The following is a 21,633-nucleotide window of genomic DNA, read 5'->3' as shown; positions in this document are numbered from 1 at the left end:
CTCAATCCTCGCTCTGGTTGCTGATGCGCATCGCTTCCATCACCGTCGTGCGTCCCTGTACCACCAGCTGCACGGCGTGGCGGCGCAGGGTGTCGCCTGCCATCTGCGCCGTCGCCACCTTCATGAAGTGGGACGGATCGGCATGGTTGGCGGCATCGGCCACGGCGCGCGTGATTTCCAGCAATTCGTACACGCCCGTGCGGCCCCGGTAACCCATGCCATTGCAATGCGAACAGCCCTTGCCATGGAAGTACTGGTTGCGCTCGACCAGCTCGCCCAGTTCCAGGCGCAGCCATTCGTACTCGTTCGGCGTGGGCACGTAGGGGGTGCTGCAGCTTTCGCAGATCACACGCACCAGGCGCTGCGCCAGCACGGCTTGCAGCGAGCTGCCCACCATGTAGCGCGGCACGCCCATGTCCATCAGGCGCAGCGGCGTGCTGATGGCGTCGTTGGTGTGCAGCGTCGACAGCACCAGGTGACCCGTCATGGCGGCGCGCAGGCCGATTTGCGCCGTTTCCTGGTCGCGCATCTCGCCGACGAGCACGATATCGGGATCTTGCCGCAGAGCCGAGCGCAGCACGCGGGCAAAGCTCAGCTCGATCTTCTCGTTCACTTGCACCTGGTTGATGCCGGACAAGCGGTACTCGACCGGGTCTTCCACCGTGATGAGCTTTTTTTCCACGGAATTGAGTTCGGCCAGGGCGCAGTACAAGGTCGTCGTCTTGCCGCTACCGGTCGGCCCCGTTACCAGCACCAGGCCGTTCGGGCGGTTGACGATGGCGCGGAAACGTTCCACCAGCTGGGGCGGCATGCCGATGGCGTCCAGGCGCAAGGTCGTGCCGCCCTGGTTCAACAGCCGCATCACCACCGATTCGCCGTATTGCGTCGGCATGGTGGAGATACGCACGTCGATGCGCTGGTTTTTCACGCGGATGGCGAAGCGGCCATCCTGCGGCAAGCGTTTTTCGGAAATATCGAGGTCCGACATCAGTTTTAGCCGCAGCGCCAGCGAACTGGCGATCTTGCTGTCCGCTTCCGTCTGCAGGTGCAGCACGCCGTCGATGCGGAAACGGATCTGCAGCCGGCCTTCCTGCGGTTCGATGTGGATGTCCGAGGCGCGCACCTGCGTGGCATCCTCGAACACCGATTGCAGCAGCTTGACGATGGGCGCCTCTTCCAGGCCCGGATTGGCGGCCAGCGCGCCAAAGTCGACGGACACATCGCCCAGGTCTTGCTCCAGCTCGCGCGTCAGGGTGGAAATATCCTCCGTGCGGCGGTAGATGCGGTCGATGGCGGCCAGCACTTCCGTTTCATTGACGACAGCGAGCTCGATATGGCGCTTGACCAGGCGCGAGATTTCATCGTACGCGAACAGGTCGGTGGGATCGGACATGCCGACCAGCAAGCCCTCGCGCCGGTCTTCCAGCACCAGTGCGCGAAAGCGCCGCGCCTGGGTTTCCGGCAACAGCCGCACCAGTTCGGGATTGATGTTGAAAAACTTCAGGTTGATGTAGGGAATGTCGAGCTGGCGCGCCAGGGCGCCCGAAATCTGCTCTTCCGTGACAAAGCCGTGCTCGACAAAAACGCGGCCCAGCTTGCGCCCCGAGCGCTTCTGTTCCGTCAAGGCCTGGCCCAACTGTTCTTCTGTCAGCAATTTCTGCTGCACCAAAATTTCACCGAGCCGGACTTTCTCTGGCCTTGCCATGCTTGCTCCTCGACAGATGCTTCAGACGATGCACGCCAGCGGCGTGCGGGGGTATTTTATTCCAGAACCTGTTGTTTCTTAAAGAAAATACATTCCGTGGCTTGATTTTCGCGCATTTCAACACTCCGAAAGGAAACACTTGCCGCCCGCGCGCGCGCATGGCACTGCCTTTCGGCGAGCACGGGCAGCGCGCGGGCGAACGCACCCGATGGCAATGCCGGTGCTATCATTGCCCGCACCGCCGTGTTTTTCTGACAAGGCAGTCACTTTCAAAGGAATACCATGTCATTGCACCGTAAATTCATCGTCGCCCTGGCCGCCGCCAGCGCCTTGCTGGCCGGCAGCGCGCAAGCCCAATACGTGGGGCCGACGGCCGGCCCTACCGCGCCAGGCAATGTGGCCGCCATCCTGAAAAACCCCGTCGACGACCAGGCTGTCGTGCTGCGCGGCCATTTGCTGCGCAAAGTGAGCAAGGAAAAATACACTTTCTCCGATGGCACGGCGGAAATCCGCGTGGACATCGACGACAAGGTCTTCATGAACCGCAAGATCGACGCCAAAACCCAGGTGGAAATCCGTGGCGAAGTGGAAAAAGACTTCATGGAAAGCCCGGAAATCGATGTCGACGTGCTTACCGTCGTCCCGTAAGCTGCATTGCCATCCCGCCGCCACGGCGGGATCGGTGTCACCCCTCTTCTGTATACCTTGCACAAGCTTTTTTCCATTCAAGAAGCCAGGCTTGTCAGCTCAATCAATTTCGTCTAGCATCTTTTCATTCAAGGTCAGCCAGCGCCAGCGTGAGCCTGCCTGTCGACTCATCCATTCTGGGAGCTTTCCGGGTGCAAGATTTGCCTTCGATACGCTCAAGAATTTCATGGCTGGTGCTCGCCTGGGTCATGCCGACGGCGCTCGTGTTTCTGCTGCTCGTGGCGCAAAGCTACACGCGCGAACGCGAGCATGTCGTCAGCGAAACGGCGCAGGCGGCGCGGGCAGTCGCCGCCGCCGTCGAACGCGACCTGCACGGCGCCCAGATGGCCGCGCGCCTCCTCTCCGCCTCGCCCGCCCTGCAGACGGACGACATCGGCGCCCTGCGCACTCTGGCCGACAGCCTGTTGCAGCCAGGCCTGGCCTTCATCGTCTCCGACGCCAGGGGACGCCAGCTGATCAATACGACCCTGCCCGCCAGCCAGGCACCGCCCCCCTTGCCGCAAAAATGGGCCGCCAGCATGGAACGCACGCGCGAGTACGGCAAGCCGCGGCTGACCAGCCTGCTCATGGCGCCGGACGAGGTGCCGCGGCTGGCGCTGAACCTGCCCTTGCCGCGCGCCCAGGGGGCTGCCCATGTGCTGACGGCGCTGTACCCGCCCGACTACCTGCCCGTGCTGCTGCGCGAACTGCACCTGCCTGCCTACCTGGGTGCGGCCATCATCAATGCCGACGGCATCAACGTGGCGCGCACCCTGGCGCCACAGCGCTACGTGGGCCAGCGCAGCGTGGCGCCCCTGCTGGAACAGATACGCCAGGCGCCCGAGGGCGTGCTGCGCCATGCCACCCTGGAAGACCTGGACGTCTACACGGGCTTTCGCCGCGCTCCCGACGACAGCTGGACGGTGGCTGTCACCATGCGCACCAGCACGGTGGCCGAAGCGCTGCTGGGCTCGGTAGTCACGGGTTCCGTCATCCTGGCCCTGCTGCTCGGTGCCGGCTTTGCCCTGGCCTGGCGCGTGGGCAGCCGCCTGGCCCGCACCCTGCAGGAACTGACTTTGCAGATCCAGGCGCTGGCGCAGGGCAAACCCTTGCTCTCGAACAAGCACGCGGACCGCGAATCGGCCGACATGGCCAGCGCCCTGGGCGCGCTGGAACGCGACCTGCGGCGCCACCGCACGCAGCTCGAAAGCCTGGTGGCCGAACGCACGCTGGCTCTGGAAAAATCCACGCGCCTGCTGGAAACCGTGTACGCGACGGCACCGATCGGCATGCTGTTCGTGGGCCTGGACTTGCGCATCGTCATGATCAACCACTACCTGGCCGCCATCCACGGCGCCAGCGTGACGCAGCATCTGGGCCGTCCCGTGGGCGCCATGCTGTGCGATGACGCCGTGCGCGCGGACGTGGAGCGCTGCGTGCGCCAGGTGCTGGCGACGGGCATGCCCATCGTCGACATGGAATTGAACGGCCACAGCGGCCGGCAGCGCGAACAGCTGAGTCATTGGATCATCTCGTATCACCCGATTTTCGGTCCGGAACAGCAGTTGCTGGGCGTGTCGGGCCTGTGGCTGGACGTCAGCGAGCGCAAGCGCAGCGAAGCTGAATTTCGCCACTCGAAACATCTGTTCGGCACCATCATCGAAAACATCCCGGCCATGGTCTTCGTCAAGCGCGCCGACAAGCTGAGCTTTGAAATGGTCAACCGCCACGCGGAACTGACCCTGGGACGCTCGCGCGAGCAATTGCTGGGCAAGACCGACCACGACTTCTTCCCGCCGCAGCAGGCGGCCGCCTTCGTCAGCGCCGACCGCAAGCTGCTGGCCACGGGGCAGATGGTGGAAATCGAACAGGAAGCGATCAATACGGCCGACGGCACGACGCGCCACTTCACCACGCGCAAGGTGGTCTTGCGCGACGATGCGGGGCGCGCCAGCCACGTGCTGGGGGTATCGATCGATATCACGGAACGCAGGCGCGCCACCGAAGTGCTGCACGCCACCACCTGGCGCCTGGAACAGAACGAGCGCTTCATCCGCACCGTCACCGACAACCTGCCCGGCATGGTGTCGTACTGGGGCGCCGATCTGCGTTGCCGCTTCGCAAATAAATTCTATAACGAATGGTTTGGCCGCAGCAGCGCCGAACTGGCCGGCATCCACATGCGCGAATTGCTGGGGCAGGAACTGTTCGACGTGTATGCACACCATGTCGACGGCGTGCTGGCGGGCCGACCACAAAGCTTCGAGCGCGACCTGCTCGATCCCGCGGGCCAGGTGTGCCACACGTGGACCAATTACATCCCCGATGTCGACGACGGCGGCGGCGTGCGCGGCTTCTTCGTGCTGGCCTCGGACGTCTCTGAACTCAAGCGCACGGAATTGCGCCTGCATGAACTCAACGAGCAAATGGTGCGCGCGCGCGACAAGGCCGAGGCGGCCAGTATCGCGAAGAGCGAATTCGTCGCCAACATGAGCCATGAAATCCGCACGCCGATGAACGCCATCATCGGCCTGGCGCGCCTGCTGGAAGAGTCGCCGCTGGAACGGCGCGAGCGCAGCTATGTCGGCAAGATCCAGATGGCCACGCAGTCGCTGCTCAATATCGTCAACGACGTGCTCGATTTCTCCAAGATCGAGGCGGGACAGATGCTGCTGGAACAGCGCCGTTTCCAGCTCGAACGCATGCTGGACAGCGTCAGCGTGCTGCTGGCCAACAGCGCCTGGGCGCGCGGCGTGGAGCCCGTCTTCGTGCTCGACCCCGGCGTGCCGGACGAACTGATCGGCGACGCCCTGCGCGTGGAGCAGATCCTCCTCAACCTGGTGGGCAACGCCGTCAAATTCACCGCGCATGGCGAAGTGGTATTGTCCATCGGCATGGTGGCCGAGGATGCGGCCAGCGCCACGCTGGCGTTTTCCGTGCGCGACACGGGCATCGGCATAGCCGCAGCCGAACAGGAACGCATCTTCGACGCGTTTTCCCAGGGCGACAGCGGCACCAGCCGCAAATACGGCGGCACGGGCCTGGGGCTGGCCATCTGCCGGCGCATGGTGGAATTGATGGGGGGAAAACTCAGCGTGACAAGCGCGCTGGGCCAGGGTTCCGACTTCCGCTTCAGCTGCCGCTTCGAGAAGGTGCCGCCACCGCCCGAGCCGCCCGGCAAGCGTACGCCCAAGGCCCTGTCGCTGCTGATCATCGACGACAACGCCAGCGTGCGCGCCATGCTGGCAGACTGGTGCACGGCGCAGGGCTGGCACAGCCGCAGCGCCGACAGTGGCGCGGCCGGCCTGGCGCTGCTGCGCGCCAGCGCCAGCGGCCTGGACGGCTTGCCGCCTGCAGATCTTGTGCTGCTCGACGCGGCCATGCCCGGCATGGATGGTATTTCCATGCTCACCGAGGCGCGCGCCGACGAACACCTGGCGCTGCCACCCGTGATCATGCTGGTGGCCGACCAGGACAGCGAAAACCTCGAACGCCTGGCCGACAGCCTGATGCTGGCCGGCATCGTGTCGAAACCGGCTACCCCGGCGCGCCTGCTGGCGGCCGTGACGGCCGTGCGGGATGGACGCAATGGCCGTAGCGCCCCGTCCGCGCTGCCCGTATCCACTCCCCTGTCGGGCTTGCTGGAAGGCATGCGCGTGCTGCTCGTGGAAGACAATGAAATCAACCAGGAAGTGGCGCAGTACATCTTGCTGCACTCGGGTGCGCGCGTGGCCATGGCCGCCAACGGCCAGCTGGCCGTCGACATGCTCACCAACACGCCGCACGCCTGGGACGTGGTGCTGATGGATTTGCAGATGCCCGTCATGAATGGCTATGACGCCACGCTGGCCATCCGTGCGCTGGGCTTGCCGGACTTGCCCATCATCGCCATGACGGCCAATGCCATGCACGAGGACCGCCTGCGCGCCATCGCCAGCGGCATGAATGCGCACGTGGCCAAGCCCATCGATGTCGACGACATGATCGAGACCCTGACGCGGCTGGTGCCGGCACCCCTGGGCGGCGGCGACAACGCCGTGCAGGCAGGCAACGCCGTCGCGGAAACGCCGGACCTGCCGATCACGGTGCCAGGCATCGACCTGGCGGCGGCCCTGCAGCGCTTCGGCGGCGACTACGGCGCCTTCCTGGCCCTGCTCAAGCGCTTTGAGAATTCGCAAGGCGACGCCGTCGAGGAAACACGGCGCCTGCTGGCTGCTGGCCAGACGCAGCAGGCGGCGCAGTTGCTGCACCGCGTCTGCGGCGTGGCGGCCAACCTGGGCGCCACGCACGTCGCCCGCCTCGCCGCCGAGGCGGAAAAGGCGCTGAAAACGGGGCCATCGCACGCCACGGCCGCCTTGCTGGGACAGCTGGAACGGGCGATGGCCGAAGTCATCAAAGCGACGCGTGCCCTGCCCTCGCCCCTGCGGCGCGGCCAGCCGCCAGGTGCCGCGCCCGGCAGCGCGCCGCTCGACCTGCACGCCGGCCTGGCCGAACTGCTTGTATTGATCCGCAACAATAACCTGAAGGCGCTGGCGCACTTCCACGCCCTGCACCCCGCCCTGCAACAGTCAGACCGCGAAGCGGCCCTGGCGATGGCAAACGCGATCGAGACCCTGAATTTTTCCGAAGCGGAAAAACTCGTGCTCGATCAGCTGAAACGAGAGGAAAACAAGTGAGCTGGACCAACCTTGCCATGAACGGGCGCATCCTCATCGTCGATGACGCCATGGAAAACATCCAGATCCTGCACCAGTTGCTGCGCGAGGAGCACGAGGTGCTGTTCGCCCTGAGCGGCGAGAAGGCGCTGGAAATTGCGCAGAATCAACTGCCGGACCTGATCCTGCTCGACGCCGTCATGCCCGGCATGGATGGCTATGCCGTGTGCAGCGCCTTACGCGAATCGGCCCTCCTCTGCGCCATTCCCGTCATTTTCGTCACGGCCCTGAACCAGCCCGAAGACGAGACACGGGCGCTGGAAGCGGGCGCCGTCGACTTCATCACGAAGCCGTTCAACGCGGCCGTCGTGCGCGCCCGCGTGCGCAGCCAGCTGACCATCAAGCGGCAAGCCGACGCCATGCGCGAACTGTCGCTGACGGACTCGCTGACGGGCGTGGCCAACCGGCGCAGCTTCAACGAGACCATGGACAGCGAATGGCGGCGCTGCGCGCGCGATGGCGTGCCGATGGCCCTCATCATGGCCGATATCGACCACTTCAAGGATTACAACGATACGTATGGCCACCAGGCCGGCGACCTGTGCCTGCAGCAGGTCAGCGCCGCCCTGCGCCGCTGCGCCGTGCGCCCGCCCGACCTGCTGGCGCGCTACGGCGGCGAGGAATTCATCATCCTGCTGCCGCAGGAAACGCGCGACGGCGCCGAAGTGGTGGCCCAGCGCATCCTCGACGAAGTGCGCGCGCTGGAAATTGCCCACGCCAGGTCCAGCGCCGGCCCCCACGTCACCGTCAGCCTGGGCATGGCCAGCGTCATGCCCACCGAAGGCATGGACCCCAGCGCCCTGATCCGCGCCGCCGACGCCCTGCTGTACCGCGCCAAGCATACGGGGCGGGACAGGTATTGCGCGTCGGAGGGGGAGTGAATAGGAGGCGCGCCTGCGTCGGCTAACGCCCTGCGGGCTAAGCCGACCTACGCGGCGAGCCAGGCTTATCCCTCAGGGATAGCAGCGCATCAGGAACTCCGCCACGCACACGGGTTTCGCGTCGCCTTCCCGCTCCATGGTGACGGCCCAGTTCACTTGCGCCCCTTCCGGCAAGTCCTCGACGCAGAGGATGTCGAGCCGCGCACGCAATCGGCTGCCGACGGGCACGGGCGCGGGGAAGCGCACCTTATTTAAACCATAGTTGATGGCCATGCGGATGCCGGCCATATGCAAAGCGCCCTGCAGCATGGCGGGCAGCAAGGACAGTGTGAGAAAGCCGTGCGCCACGGTGCAGCCGTAGGGCGACTCGCGCGCACAGCGCTCGGCGTCCACATGAATCCACTGATGGTCGTCCGTGGCGTCGGCGAAGGTGTCGATGCGCTGCTGGGTGATGGTGAGCCAGTCGGAGACGGCCACGTGCTGCCCCGCCAATGCCTGAAAACCGGCAATGCCGGCGATATCACGCATGGTGTTCTCCGGCAGGACGGCGGCCGAACATGCCCATGCCTTCGACGGTGGTCACCACCTCGCCGTGCTGGTTGCGCACGCTCCACACGGAAATGACGATACCGCGGTCCGGCTTCGACGTCGATGGGCGCACTTCCTTGACCTGGTAGGTCAGCTGCAAGGTGTCGCCCGCGCGCACGGGTTTGAGCCAGCGGATGCTGTCCAGGCCGGGCGAGCCCATGCTGGACGAGTGCTTGAGCAAGTTGTCCACCACCAGGCGCATCATCATGCCGCAGGTATGCCAGCCGCTGGCGATGACGCCTTTGAAGATGGTTTTTTCGGCGGCCGCATGGTCGACGTGGAACGGTTGCGGATCGAAATCCGTCGCAAAAGCGATGATTTCCTTTTCCGTTACGTGGCGCTGGCCCAGGTCGATTTCCAGGCCCTGCGTAAAGTCTTCGAAATACCAATGCTTGGGTTTGATTTCCGTCAATGCGGTCATGCGGTCTCCGTCGGCAAAAAGCCCGGCTGGGCGATAAAACGCTCGATATGGTGCTCCACGTCGCCCAGGGTCAGGGCGATCATGGAGAGGCGCTTGAAATGGTGGGCGGCGGGCAATTCGTCCGTCACGCCCATGCCGCCATGCAATTGCACGGCTTGCTGGCCGACAAAGGTGGCGGCCAGCCCGACTCTCGCCTTGGAGGCGGACACCGTGCGGCGGCGCTCAGACGCATCCTCGCTATCGACCTTGGCGGCGGCCAGCATGGCCATCGAACGGGCTTGCTCCAGGTGGATGAACATGTCGGCCATGCGGTGCTGCAAGGCCTGGAACTTGCCGATCGGCGCGCCGAACTGCTGCCGCGTCTTCAGGTATTCCAGAGTGGCGGCAAAGATGGCGTCCATGGCGCCCACGGCTTCCGCGCACAACAGGGCGGCGCCATAGTCGAGCGCAGCATCGAGCACGGTCCAGCCCTGCCCCTTTTGTCCGATCAGGGCGTCCTGCCCCAGCACCACTTGCACCAGGGTCACCGTGGCGGCCCTCTGGCCGTCGATGGTGCGGTAATCGCGCACGGAAACGCCGGGCGCGTCAACGGGCACGAGGAAGAGCGAAATGCCATCCGTGTCAGCCTGGCCGCCGCCGCTGCGCGCCGAGACGATCAGCGCACCCGCCTGCGCACCATGGATGACGACGGTTTTCTCGCCATCGAGCACGAAGCCGTCGCCGCTGGCGATGGCCGTGGTGGCGATAGCGTGCATATCGTGGCGCGACTGGCGCTCACCGAGCGCACACGCGAGCTTCAGGCTGCCGCTGGCGACCTGTTCCAGCACGCCATCGTGGCCGCCCGCCAACGTGAGGAAACGCGCGCCCAGCACAGTGGCGAAATACGGCTCGACCACCAGGCCACGGCCCAGTTCCTGCATCACCAGCAGCATGTCGACGGCCGTGCCGTCGAAGCCGCCCGCGCCGGCCGGCAGCGGCAAGGCCGTCATGCCCAGCTCGGCCAGGGTGGCCCAGGCGGCATCGGACGTGCCCGCGGCCGAATGGACGATCTGCTTGCGCGTTTCAAATGGGTAATCCTTGTCGACCCAGCGCCGGAGCGCGTCGGCAAATTGCTGCTGTTCCTGATTAAAATGGAAGTCCATGTCGTCTCCTTCTGGCTTACAGGCCCAGGATCATCTGCGTGATGATGTTTTTCTGGATTTCATTCGAGCCGCCATAGATCGATGTCTTGCGGTAATTGAAGTAATACGCGGCCAGCGGCGCGGCCAGGTCGTCGCCACCTCCGCTGTGCGGTGCGCTGCCGTCGAGAAATGCCGGGTCGAAGGGCAAGGCTTGCGGGCCGATGGCTTCCACCATCAGTTCCGTCAGCTGCTGCTGCAGCTCGGAACCGCGCACCTTCAGCATCGAGGCCTGCGGCCCCGGCCCCTTGCCTTCGTCGCTGATGACGCGCAAGACCGTCATTTCCAGCGCCATCAATTCGATTTCCAGGGTGGCGACCTTGGCGGCAAAAGCGGGATCGTGCAGCAGCGGCGCGCCGCGCTTGGTTTGCTGCATGGCCAGCTGCTTGAGGAACGTCAGCTCGCGCTTCGAGCGTCCCACGGCGGCGATGCCCGTGCGCTCGTGGCCCAGCAGGTATTTGGCGTAAGTCCAGCCCTTGTTTTCCTGGCCGACCAGGTTGCTGACGGACACGCGCACGTTGTCGAAGAAGACTTCATTCACTTCATGTTCTTCATCGAGCATGATGATCGGGCGTACGGTGATACCCGGCGTTTTCATGTCGATCAGCAAGAAACTGATGCCCTCCTGCTTGCGCACCGTGCTATCCGTGCGCACCAGGCAAAAAATCATGTCCGCATGCTGGCCCAGGGTGGTCCAGGTTTTCTGGCCATTCACGATGTAATGGTCGCCGTCGCGCTGGGCCGTGGTTTTCAGGGAAGCCAGGTCGGACCCGGCGCCCGGCTCGGAGTAACCCTGGCACCACCAGTCGTCGCAGTTCAAAATGCGCGGCAGATAGTATGCTTTTTGTTCGGCGTTGGCGAAGGCCATGATGACGGGCGCCACCATGTTGACGCCAAACGGCAGGATGGGCGGCGTAGCGGCGCGCGCGCACTCGTCTTCCCATATGTGGCGCTGCACGGCCGTCCAGCCCGTGCCGCCATGTTCGACGGGCCAGGCCGGCGCGGCCCAACCTTGCTGCGCGACAATCTTGTGCCAGCGCACGTAATCATCACGGCTCAGGCGCAGATGCTGGCGCACCTTGCGCTGCAAGTCCGCCGGCAGATGGGTGTCGAGGAAGGCGCGCAGCGTATCGCGGAAAGCCGTCTCCTCGGCCGTGTAATGCAAGTCCATGTCTGTCTCCTTGTTCTTATGAGTTGCCGTGATGACTGCACGCAAGGAAGCTCAGCGCACAAAAAAGCACGACCGTTCTCAAGGATTGTACAACAGAATGGGAGACACGCCAGGGGTTTTACAATGGCTGGCGCGGCAAGGGGGAGCGGGTGGAACTGGCTGAATGCCGCCGTTGGCGGCTTGCGCCCAAAGCTGGCCTTGAATGGATGGAAAGGCTGGCCTCAGAAAAATCGGGACCACCATTCGAGCGGTCATGGAAGGTATCTACGGCGCTCCTGGCTGTATCGACTACGTCCAGAAGAACTATCGCCATCATTCAGGAAGTCAGGTTCATGCATTGTTTCGATGTCTGGCATTGACCGCAATCACCCATACAAATGCAGCAACACCTGCACGGCGACGATCTTGACGATGGTCATGCTGGGGAAAATCATGGCGTAGCCAAGGTTCGGGCGGTCCGACTTGGCCAGGCGGTTGGCGAACACCAGCACGGCCGGGTTGCCCGTGGCGCCGGCCGCAATGCCCAGCAATTCAGGAAACGGCAGGCGCAGGAAGATCTTGCCCAAAATCACCACGAGGGCCACCACCACCAGCACCGTCACGGCGCCGAGCACCAGCATGGGCAAGCCATCGGCGCCCACCTGCTGCACGAACGGCAAACCGGAGGCCATGCCGACGGAGGCGAGGAAAATCGTCAAGCCATAGTTGCGCATGACCAGGTTGGCCGACAGGGGCAAGCGCCAGCTGATCTTGCCGACTCTGCCCAGGCGCCCCAGTATCAGCGCCATCACCAGCGGCCCGCCAGCCAGGCCCAGGCTGAACGAGCCTATCCACGGCAACGGGATCGGCACCAGGCCCAGCAGCACACCCAACACCATGCCCATGCCCAGCGAGACATAGCTGAATTCGGCCGTGGCCGTGATGGAATTGCCGAACAGCTTGCGCACGTCGGCCGCATGTTTCGCTGGCGCAATGGCCATCACCCTGTCGCCGAATTCCAGCGTCAGGAACGGGTGCGGCAGGATCATGGCGTCGCCACGGCGGATGAACGCGATCTGCAGCGGGAAGTCTTTTGCCAGGTTCAGCTCGCCCAGCGGCACGCCGACGATTTCCGCGTCCGACACGAACACTTCCGTGCCGTCGAACGCGCTGCGGTCCTTCATCAAGCGGCCCGGATCCAGGTGGCCCAGCGCCGTGCGTGCCGCTTCCACGCCTGCCACCGTGCCCGACACCATCAGCGCGTCGCCCACGCCGAGCACCAGGCCCGGATCAGGCAAGCGGTTCTGGTGGCCCTGGCGCACGCCGATCACTTGCACGCCCGCCAGCGGGCCATCGGCCAGTTCGGACAGGGCCGCACCCGCCAATTTCGCTTCATCGATGGTAATTTCGGACACGACGATGGGCGCTGGCGGCGGCGTCAGCACGGGTTTTAGTATGCGCCCGGCCAGGTACAGGCCCAGCATGGGGCCGACGACGCCGAACGGATACGCGACGGCATAGCCGACGGCCGCGTCGCCATTGCCGTGCGACGCTTCCAGCGCCGCCTGCAAGGCCGCCGTGCTGGTCATGGCGCCGGCAAACACGCCGCTGGCCATGCGCAGCGAGATATCGATCCACTGCCCGCCCCAGACGGACACGGCCAGGCCGCCCATGACGGCGGCAAAGGCGATCAGATTGTGTTTCTGGCCCGCGCCGCGCAAGCCGGCGAAAAATTGCACGCCATACTGCACGCCTATGCCATACAGAAACAGCAGCAAGCCGATGGAACCGACCATCGGCGGCGGTACGGCCCCGGGAGCAAAGGCGCCCAGCGCCAGCCCGGCGAACAGCACGCCGCCCACGCCCAGCGAAAAACCGAACACGCTGATGCGCCCCAGCGCATAACCGGCGCCGATGACGAGAAACAGGGCGAGGATCGGCGTGGACTCCAGCGTGTGGCGAAATAATTGAAGCATCAAACAACCTTGATCTGGAGAAAGCCCAGTTTAGCATGCACAAAAGCAACACGATGGCCATGATGACAAGCAAGCGTGCGCACGTTGATACGGTCAAAAATGGGCAAAAAAAAGCCCGCTACGGGAGCGGGCTGAATCTAATTCCTGTGAGGAAGTAGAGGAGACAGGTGCAATGATGCCGCGTTGCAGCATAACAATCCAATTGCATGTTGTGATGATAGAAATATGTTTTATCAATATCTCGTCACGCCGTTCCGAAAATGACGAGTTTTCGCTGCGATCCTGGTTCACGCGTCACCAGCACGCGGGCTTGCTCCATGCTTACGCAAGCCTGCGGCACAAACCCCGGCGGCACTGTTCCAGCAACTTGCGCGATGCGTTGCGGCTCAGTGATCACGTCATAGTCGGCACGCTTGAAAAGCAACTGCACGATACCGGCGTCGCCTTCGGACATCGGTGTGACGACGATGAGCGACCAACGGCCTTCCTCACCGAGAAATTTCTTTTGCTTCAGGAACGCGTTAACGCGATCTGCATGCGGCGCCGAGTCGCTCAGCTCGCTCTGATAAAGGCCCATCGGACACAGCAGCGTGCCGGCTGGCCACCCCATATCCGGCAGCGCTGCGACCGTGTCCGGACGCAACTGGGCCAGATGGCGGTCGAACGGGTGTTTTTCCGCCGAACAGGCACCGAGCGCCATCAGCGCGAGCATGCCCACGGCGCGCAACAAAGAAATCATCAACTTCCCTTCTTTTATGTGTATGGTAAAACAAGGGTATCTTAAGCGATGAAGCAAAAAAAAGCCCGCTGCGGGAGCGGGCTGAATCTATTTCCTTGGAGGAAGTAGAGGAGACAGGTGCAATGATGCCGCATCGCAGCATCATTATCCAATTGCATGTTGTGATGATAGAAATAGCTATTCCCTATATCTGCCCTCTCCCCCCGGCCAGCCTCAGGCCGCGTTATCGCCGCGCAAGGTCTTTGCCGCCACCACCATGTTCGCCAGCGCGGGAATGACTTCTTTCCAGCCGCGCGTTTTGAGGCCGCAATCGGGGTTGACCCACAGGCGCTGCGCGGGAATACGCTCGGCCGCCTTGCGCATCAGTTTCACCATCTGTTCCTGACTCGGAATGTTGGGCGAGTGAATGTCGTAGACGCCGGGGCCGATGTCGTTCGGATAGTTGAAGTCATCGAAGGCGTCCAGCAATTCCATGTCGGAACGCGAGGTTTCGATCGTGATGACGTCCGCATCCATGTCGGCGATCTGCGCGATGATGTCGTTGAATTCCGAATAGCACATGTGCGTGTGGATTTGCGTTGCGTCAGCCACGCCATTGGCCGTGATGCGGAACGATTCCACGGCCCAGCGCAGGTATTCGGCCCATTGCGACTTGCGTAGTGGCAAGCCTTCGCGCAGTGCCGCCTCGTCGATCTGGATCACGCGGATGCCGGCCTGTTCCAGGTCCAGCACTTCGGCGCGCATGGCCAGCGCCAGCTGGTAGCACGATACGGAGCGGGGCTGATCGTCGCGCACGAAGGACCAGTTCAGGATGGTGACGGGCCCCGTCAGCATGCCTTTCATCGGCTTGTCCGTCAGCGACTGGGCGTAGGTGCTCCACTCGACCGTCATGGCACGGGGGCGGCTGATGTCGCCGAACAGGATGGGCGGCTTCACGCAACGCGAACCATACGATTGCACCCAGCCGAACTGGCTGAAGGCGTAGCCATCGAGCTGTTCGCCGAAATATTCCACCATGTCATTGCGTTCCGCTTCGCCGTGCACGAAGACGTCCAGGCCCAGGGTTTCCTGTTCCCTGACGCAATGGGCGATTTCCGCCTGCATCAGCTTTTTGTAGCTGGCTGCATCGAGCTGGCCGCTGCGCAACTGGCTGCGCGCCTGGCGAATTTCCGTCGTCTGCGGGAAGGAGCCGATGGTTGTCGTCGGATACAGCGGCAGTTGCAGCAGCGCAGCTTGCTTGGCGGCACGCTCGGCATAGCCGCTGGCGCGCTGGCCCAACGTCGCATCGATGCGCGCCACGGCCGCTTTCACTTGCGGATTGTGCACGCGTGGCGACTGGTGGCGCGCTTGCACGGCCGCATGATTGGCATCGAGCGCCGCCTGCACGGAAGCGCGGCCCTGGTTCAGGGCGCCGGCAATGGTGTGCACTTCATCGAGTTTTTGACGGGCAAAGGCCAGCCAGGACAGGATATCGGCATCGAGCTTTTGTTCGCTATCCAGATCGGCGGGCACGTGCAGCAGCGAGCACGACGGGGCGATCCACAAACGGCCTTGCAGGCGGGCATGCACGGGTTCCAGCCATGCCAGCACCTCATTCAAGTCCGTCTTCCAGATATTGCGGCCATTCACCACACCCAGCGACAAGACGCTGGTGGCAGGCAACTGCGCGATGACTGGCCCCACTTCATCGCGGGCATTGATGGCGTCGAGGTGCAAGCCTTGCACGGGCAGCTTGCACGCCAGTTCCAGGTTATCTTGCAGCTTGCCGAAATACGTGGCCAGCAGCAGTTTGACGTGATTGTCCTTGCTCAAGGCCTCGTAGGCCGTGAGCAGCGCTTGCCGCCACTCACTGCCCAGTTCCGTGACGAGGATCGGTTCGTCGATCTGCACCCATTCCACGCCTTGCGCGGCCAGTTCCTGCAGCAATTGCACGTAGACGGGCAGCAAGCCTTGCAGCAGCGCCAGCTTGTCGGAATCATCCTTGGCCTTGCCCAGCCACAAGTAGGTGACGGGGCCGATCAGTACGGGCTTGGCTTTTACACCGAGCTGGCGCGCTTGCGCCAGTTGCTGCAACAGGCGGCTGCTGTCGAGCTTGAATTGCGTGTCGGCTGCAAATTCCGGCACGATGTAGTGATAATTGGTGTCGAACCATTTCGTCATTTCACCGGCGTGGACGCAGCTGCAATCGCTGTCGCTGGCCGAACGGCCACGCGCCACACGAAAATAGTTGTCGAGCACCACGCCTTCCAGGCCGCGCACGCGCTGCGGCAAGTTACCTAGAGTAAAGCTCAGGTCCAGCACCTGGTCGTAGAAGGAAAAGTCGCCCACGGGCGCGAAGTCCAGCGCGTTCTGCTCCTTCCAGTGGCGCTGGCGCAACTCCGCGCCCTGGCCTTCCAGCGCGTCCAGGCTGCTTTGGCCCTTCCAGTAATCTTCCAGGGCGAATTTCAGTTCGCGTTTGGCGCCGATGCGCGGGTAGCCCAGATTGTGTGTCGTGACGGTCATGACGGTGCTCCTTATGAAGTATGTACACATCATAGAAGGTTCCATCCATTAAAAATAATGATAATATTTTATATATCCATGAATGCTACTCATGTGAAATCATGCTCGAACGCGTCTGGCCGTCTTGCGCCGGTCACGCCCGCCCCGCTGAAACGGACGACGGCATCGCCTACCTGCACTGTGTGATGGCGACGGGCAAAAAAAAGCCCGCTGCGGGAGCGGGCTGAATCTATTTTCTTGGAGGAAGATAGAGGAGACAGATGCATGATGCCGCGTTGCAGCATATAAAACCACTTTATATTCGTGATGTCAGAAATACGCTGTAGTGATATCAAGGGCAACAAATCATTCCATAAGGCAATTTTTATGCTGTCGCTTCCGTTTTCCCGTCGCTGGAACGCAACATATTCTTAATGCCCCGCAACGCCTGCCGTACGCGGGCCTCGTTTTCGATCAGGGCGAAGCGCACGTATTCGTCGCCGTACTCGCCGAAACCGATGCCGGGCGAGACGCTGACCTTGGCTTTTTGCAGCAGCAATTTGGCAAACTCCAGCGAACCCAGGTGGCGGTAAGCCTCGGGGATATGCGCCCAGATGTACATCGACGCCTTCGGCTTTTCCACCATCCAGCCCGCTTCATGCAAGCCTTTCACCAGCACGTCGCGGCGGCGCTGGTATTGGGCGCAGATGTCCGTCACGCAGCTTTGGTCGCCTTCCAGCGCGGCAATGGCCGCCACTTGCACGGGCGTAAAACTGCCGTAGTCGTGATAGCTCTTGATGCGCGCCAGGGCCGACACCAGTTCCGCGTTGCCGACCATGAAACCGATGCGCCAGCCTGCCATGTTGTAGCTTTTCGACATGGTGAAGAACTCCACGGCCACGTCGCGCGCGCCGGGCACCTGCATGATGGACGGCGCCTTCCAGCCATCGAAGGTGATGTCGGCGTAGGCCAGATCATGCACCACCAAAATATTGTGCTGCTTCGCCAGCGCCACGACACGCTCGAAAAACTCCAGCTCCACGCACTGCGCCGTGGGGTTGGACGGAAAACCCAGCACCATCATCTTCGGTTTCGGGTAGCTTTCGCGGATGGCCCGTTCCAGTTCGGCAAAGAAATCCACGCCCGGCCCCATGCGCACGGAACGGATGTCGGCGCCGGCGATCACGGCGCCCCAGATGTGGATCGGGTAGCTGGGATTGGGCACCAGCACCGTATCGCCACGGTCGAGTGTCGCCAGCATCAAATGCGCCAGGCCCTCTTTCGAGCCGATGGTGACGATGGCTTCGCTGTCCGGGTCGATGTCGACCGCGTAGCGCTTCTTGTACCAGTGCGCAATCGCGCGGCGCAGCCGCGGAATACCTTTTGACGCGGAATAGCCGTGCGTGTCGGGGCGTTTCACCGTTTCGACCAGCTTGTCGACGATGTGGGCCGGCGTGGCGCCATCGGGATTGCCCATCGACATGTCGATGATGTCCTCGCCACGGCGGCGCGCGGCCATCTTGAGCTCGGCGGTGATATTGAAAACGTAGGGGGGAAGACGATTGATGCGCGAAAAGCTGCGCGGAGCTTGGCTATCGGTCATGATATCTCTATACGTAAGCGCCCGGATCCGTCCGAGCGACGTTGGTACAATGGGTGTACCTGCAACGATATTAACCCGGTTTATCCAGCACTGGCAAGGGCGCAGTCAAGCCGTTACAATGCAGGCTGATCGAAAATGAGCGCACCGGTTGGTAACCCGGTAAGTGCCCGGCACCGTCCGGCATGCTCCCGCCCACGCGGACCCACGGCGCTGACCCTTGGCTGTACCACCAGCCGGGGAGGTGTTCTGGTTCGTGCATTTTCCCGCCGCGCCATCCCTCCCCTGCTTCACTTTAGGAATGAGACGGATGGCAACACACGACACCGCAGCAAGCAGCATGACCCTAGACCGCGCCGGCATCGAGCAGCAACTGGCCCTGCCAGTGCACCACTTCATCGATTGCGCCTTCGATGGCGAAGACCTGTCGCGCCTCGACCTGCAGGGCTGCACGTTTGAACGCTGCACCTTTGCCGAAACGAACTTGTTTGCCAGCAAGCTGGCGCGCAGCACCTGGCGCCGCTGCCGCGCAGGCAGCGCCGATTTCGAATCCGTGGACGCCGTCGACGCCACATTCGAAGGCTGCGACCTGAACAACACCAAATGGCGCCGTTCCAAGCTGGCCTCGGTCACCTACCGCGGCTGCAAGCTGACGGGGGCGTCTTTCGAGGAAGTGGCCCACCTGGGCCTCACCTTCGAAGACAGCCTGCTGGTGGGCGCCGATTTGCGCGGCTTCTCGTTCCGCAAGGCCATCTTGAAACAGCTGGATTTTTCCGATGCCTACCTGGCCGGCTGCGACTTCCGCGACGCCGTCTTCGAAGGGGGCAGCTTGCGCAACGCCACCATCAAACTGGCGAAGTTCCAGGGCGCGGACTTGCGCGGCGCCGATATCGACGGTTTCAAACTGAGCGAAGCGGCCTTGCTGAAAGGCGCCGTCATCACGCATGCGCAGGCAGCGAACTTCATGCGCGCGCTCGATCTGGTGGTGATTTAATCTGAAAAGACAAAAAAAAGCCCGCTGCGGGAGCGGGCTGAATCTATTTCCTTGGAGGAGATAGAGGAGACAAGTGCATCTTGCGGCATCGCGGCATATCACGCCACTTTATATTCATGATGATAGAAATTACTGCCAGTGATAATGAGCGGGCATCAGGGTTTCAAGCCGGGCGGCGCGTGGCCAGCGGTAAAAATTCTGCCAGCCACACCAGCAGGGCCAGGCCCGGAAACGCCATGCCGGTCAGCAAGGTCGCTGGCCAGCCGTAGCTGGCGTACACCCAGGCACCGATGGCCGAACCGGCCGCGCCGCCGGCAAAGAACAGCGCGAAATACAGGCCATTCAAGCGGCCCCGCACTTCCGCGCCCAGGCTGAAGATGGCGCGCTGGCCCAGCACCAGATTCGCCGCCACGCCCATGTCGAGCACGATGGAAGCCGCCACCAGCAAGCCCAGCGCCAGGTGCTTCGATGTTGGCGCAAACATCGGCAAGGCAAACGCGACGATGCCCAGCGCCAGCGCGGCGGCCGTGGCCGGCAAGGTATGGCCCGCATCGGCCAGGCGGCCGGCGATGGGCGAGGCAACGGCGCCGGCCATGCCCACCAGGGCAAAAATGGCGATGCCCGTTTGCGACAGGCCAAACGCGGGGCTGGACAACACCAGCGGCGTGACGGTCCAGAACAGGCTGAAGGCGCCAAACAGGCCCGCATGGTAGGCGGCGCGGCGGCGCAGCACGGGCGTGCCCAGCAGCAGATGCCACAGCGAGGCCATCAGGGCCGGATATTTCATGTTCGACACGGGCTGGCGTACGGGCAAGGCGCGGCGCAACACCAGCGCCAGCAGCAGCATTAGCACGGCGGCGCCGCCAAACACCACGTGCCAGCTGGCGTGCGCGGCCACCAATGACGCCACGGGACGGGCCAGCATGATACCCAGCAACAAGCCGCTGACGACCTTGCCCACCGTCTGGCCCCGCGTCGCCTCCTGCGACAGGTGGGCGGCAAACGGCACGATCACTTGCGCCGCCACGGAACCCAAGCCGATGGCCAGCGCAGCGGCCAGGAACACGATGGCGCCCGTGCTCATCGCCGCAACCACAAGGGCCGTGGCCGTCACCAGCAGGGCCGTGACGATCAGGCGGCGGTTTTCCAGCAAATCACCGAGCGGCACGACAAACAGCAGGCCCAGGGTATAGCCGACTTGCGTCAGCGTGACGATCAGCCCGGCAGCCTTGGCCGACAGGCCCGTCGAGGCGCTGATGGGCCCGACGAGGGTTTGCGCGTAATACAGATTGGCCACGATCAGGCCGGAAGCGACGGCCAGCAGCAGCACCATGCCGGGCGCAATGTCGTGGGGAGCAATAGATGAGGCCTTGTTCATGTTGTTTCCTCGGTTCGATAGGGATGTTGCCATTCTAGGCAAAACCGGGGCAAAGATAATTAGCGCATAATCTACTTACACTTTTCACATAAAATGAACAATGGAAGCTATCCTATGGACAAGATCAAGGCCATGCAGACCTTCGTGCGCATCGTCGAAGCCAACAGCTTTTCCAAGGCGGCCGAGACCTTGAATTTGCCGCGCGCCGCGCTGACGGCCACCCTGCAAAAGCTGGAAGCCTACCTGGGCACGCAATTGCTGCAGCGAACCACGCGCCGCCTGTCCCTGACGCCGGAAGGGGCCGAGTACTTTCGCCACTGCATCGATATCCTGAAGGCCGTCGACACGGCGGAACTGGCGTTCCGTGGCCCCGACGCGACAAAACCGCGCGGCTTGTTGCGCATCAACTTGCCCAATACGGTGGGCCGCAGGCTGGTCGTGCCGCATATCGCGCACTTCCACGCCGCCTGGCCGGACGTGCAATTGCAGCTGAGCCTGACTGACCGCCTGGTCGACCTGACGCAGGAAGGCATCGATTGCGCCTTGCGCGTGGGCACTTTGCAAGATTCCGCCTTCATCGGCAAACAGGTCGGCCTGATGCGCTTTGTCACGTGCGCGTCCCCTGCTTACCTGGCGCGCCAAGGCACGCCGCACACCCTGGCGGAGCTGGCCACGCACAGCGGCATCATGCATTACTCGGGCCGCACGGGACGCGCCTTCGACTGGGATTTTCAACAAGGCAAGGAGGTCGTGCGCGTGCAGATGGCAGGCCCCATCGCCGTCAACGATGCCGACGCCAGCGTCGCCTGCGCCTTGCAGGGGCTGGGACTGGCGCAGGCGGCCGTGTACCAGGTGCGCGAGCACCTCGACAGCGGCGCGCTGGTCGCCGTGCTGGCCGCCCGCCCGCCGACGCCCATGCCCATGTCGCTGCTGACGCCACAAGGGCGGCTGGCCACGCCCAAGCTGCAAGCGTTTGCCGGCTGGCTCACGGCCTTGCTGGCCGCCCAGCCCGACGTGCAACTTCCAACGCACAAAATCTGAGACAAAAAAAAGCCCGCTACAAGAGCGGGCTGAATCTATTTTCTTGGAGGAGAATAGAGGAGACAGATGAATTATGCTGCATCGCGGCATATCAATCCA

General features: G+C 63.2%; 15 protein-coding genes. 5 read left to right on the top strand and 10 right to left on the bottom strand.

Features of this window, described 5'->3' with window-relative positions; translation table 11 throughout:
- Position 1 precedes the first annotated feature (1 nt).
- Complete coding sequence (locus tag CLU93_RS22475) at positions 2-1,705, bottom strand: GspE/PulE family protein (protein WP_099763383.1); 1,704 nt, start codon at positions 1,703-1,705, stop codon at positions 2-4.
- A gap of 282 nt (positions 1,706-1,987) precedes the next feature.
- Here CLU93_RS22475 and CLU93_RS22465 point away from each other — a divergent pair, with 282 nt between their 5' ends.
- The 3 genes from CLU93_RS22465 to CLU93_RS22455 all read left to right on the top strand — a co-directional run bounded on the left by CLU93_RS22465 (position 1,988) and on the right by CLU93_RS22455 (position 7,988).
- Entirely contained in the window at positions 1,988-2,353 is a 366-nt protein-coding gene (locus CLU93_RS22465) for a NirD/YgiW/YdeI family stress tolerance protein (RefSeq protein ID WP_099763382.1), read from the top strand.
- Positions 2,354-2,586: 233 nt separating this feature from the next.
- Positions 2,587-7,068, top strand: a complete 4,482-nt coding sequence (locus CLU93_RS22460; protein WP_143451785.1) for a PAS domain-containing protein — start codon at positions 2,587-2,589, stop codon at positions 7,066-7,068.
- Positions 7,065-7,988: a diguanylate cyclase domain-containing protein gene (locus tag CLU93_RS22455; RefSeq protein WP_099763380.1), complete on the top strand. Its 924-nt coding sequence runs from the start codon at positions 7,065-7,067 to the stop codon at positions 7,986-7,988. Before CLU93_RS22460 ends, CLU93_RS22455 begins: the two co-directional genes overlap by 4 nt.
- 72 nt (positions 7,989-8,060) lie before the next feature.
- Here CLU93_RS22455 and CLU93_RS22450 read toward each other — a convergent pair whose 3' ends face one another.
- From CLU93_RS22450 to alaC, 8 genes are all read right to left on the bottom strand, one after another.
- Positions 8,061-8,516, bottom strand: a complete 456-nt coding sequence (locus CLU93_RS22450; protein WP_099763379.1) for a MaoC family dehydratase — start codon at positions 8,514-8,516, stop codon at positions 8,061-8,063.
- Positions 8,509-8,997: a MaoC family dehydratase gene (locus CLU93_RS22445; RefSeq protein ID WP_099763378.1), complete on the bottom strand. Its 489-nt coding sequence runs from the start codon at positions 8,995-8,997 to the stop codon at positions 8,509-8,511. The genes CLU93_RS22450 and CLU93_RS22445 overlap by 8 nt, the downstream gene beginning before the upstream one ends.
- Positions 8,994-10,139: an acyl-CoA dehydrogenase family protein gene (locus tag CLU93_RS22440; RefSeq protein ID WP_099763377.1), complete on the bottom strand. Its 1,146-nt coding sequence runs from the start codon at positions 10,137-10,139 to the stop codon at positions 8,994-8,996. Before CLU93_RS22440 ends, CLU93_RS22445 begins: the two co-directional genes overlap by 4 nt.
- Positions 10,140-10,155: 16 nt before the next feature.
- Positions 10,156-11,346 (bottom strand): acyl-CoA dehydrogenase family protein, encoded by a 1,191-nt coding sequence (locus CLU93_RS22435; RefSeq protein WP_099763376.1) that lies wholly within the window; start codon positions 11,344-11,346, stop codon positions 10,156-10,158.
- A gap of 365 nt (positions 11,347-11,711) precedes the next feature.
- On the bottom strand, positions 11,712-13,301 hold the full coding sequence (locus CLU93_RS22430) for an aspartate:alanine exchanger family transporter (protein WP_071076735.1): 1,590 nt from the start codon (positions 13,299-13,301) through the stop codon (positions 11,712-11,714).
- 244 nt (positions 13,302-13,545) lie between these two features.
- The gene (locus CLU93_RS22425) at positions 13,546-14,040 is read right to left on the bottom strand and encodes a hypothetical protein (protein WP_099763375.1); all 495 of its coding nucleotides are present in this window, start codon (positions 14,038-14,040) and stop codon (positions 13,546-13,548) included.
- A gap of 213 nt (positions 14,041-14,253) precedes the next feature.
- Positions 14,254-16,542, bottom strand: a complete 2,289-nt coding sequence (metE, locus tag CLU93_RS22420) for a 5-methyltetrahydropteroyltriglutamate--homocysteine S-methyltransferase (RefSeq protein WP_099763374.1) — start codon at positions 16,540-16,542, stop codon at positions 14,254-14,256.
- 364 nt (positions 16,543-16,906) lie between these two features.
- Positions 16,907-18,124, bottom strand: coding sequence for an alanine transaminase (gene alaC, locus CLU93_RS22415; RefSeq protein WP_099763373.1), 1,218 nt, complete (start codon positions 18,122-18,124; stop codon positions 16,907-16,909).
- Between the two features lie 337 nt (positions 18,125-18,461).
- Here alaC and CLU93_RS22410 point away from each other — a divergent pair, with 337 nt between their 5' ends.
- The gene (locus tag CLU93_RS22410; RefSeq protein ID WP_099763372.1) at positions 18,462-19,115 is read left to right on the top strand and encodes a pentapeptide repeat-containing protein; all 654 of its coding nucleotides are present in this window, start codon (positions 18,462-18,464) and stop codon (positions 19,113-19,115) included.
- A gap of 163 nt (positions 19,116-19,278) precedes the next feature.
- Here CLU93_RS22410 and CLU93_RS22405 read toward each other — a convergent pair whose 3' ends face one another.
- Positions 19,279-20,493, bottom strand: a complete 1,215-nt coding sequence (locus CLU93_RS22405) for an MFS transporter (RefSeq protein ID WP_099763371.1) — start codon at positions 20,491-20,493, stop codon at positions 19,279-19,281.
- Between the two features lie 114 nt (positions 20,494-20,607).
- On the opposite strand from CLU93_RS22405, the gene CLU93_RS22400 reads away from it, so the two are divergent.
- Positions 20,608-21,534 (top strand): LysR family transcriptional regulator, encoded by a 927-nt coding sequence (locus tag CLU93_RS22400; RefSeq protein ID WP_099763370.1) that lies wholly within the window; start codon positions 20,608-20,610, stop codon positions 21,532-21,534.
- Positions 21,535-21,633 lie beyond the last annotated feature (99 nt).

It is taken from the genome of Janthinobacterium sp. 35, assembly GCF_002754575.1.
Taxonomy (GTDB): domain Bacteria; phylum Pseudomonadota; class Gammaproteobacteria; order Burkholderiales; family Burkholderiaceae_D; genus Janthinobacterium; species Janthinobacterium tructae.
Note: the sequence above shows the minus strand (reverse complement) of the source record. Positions and strands in the feature narration are given on the sequence as shown.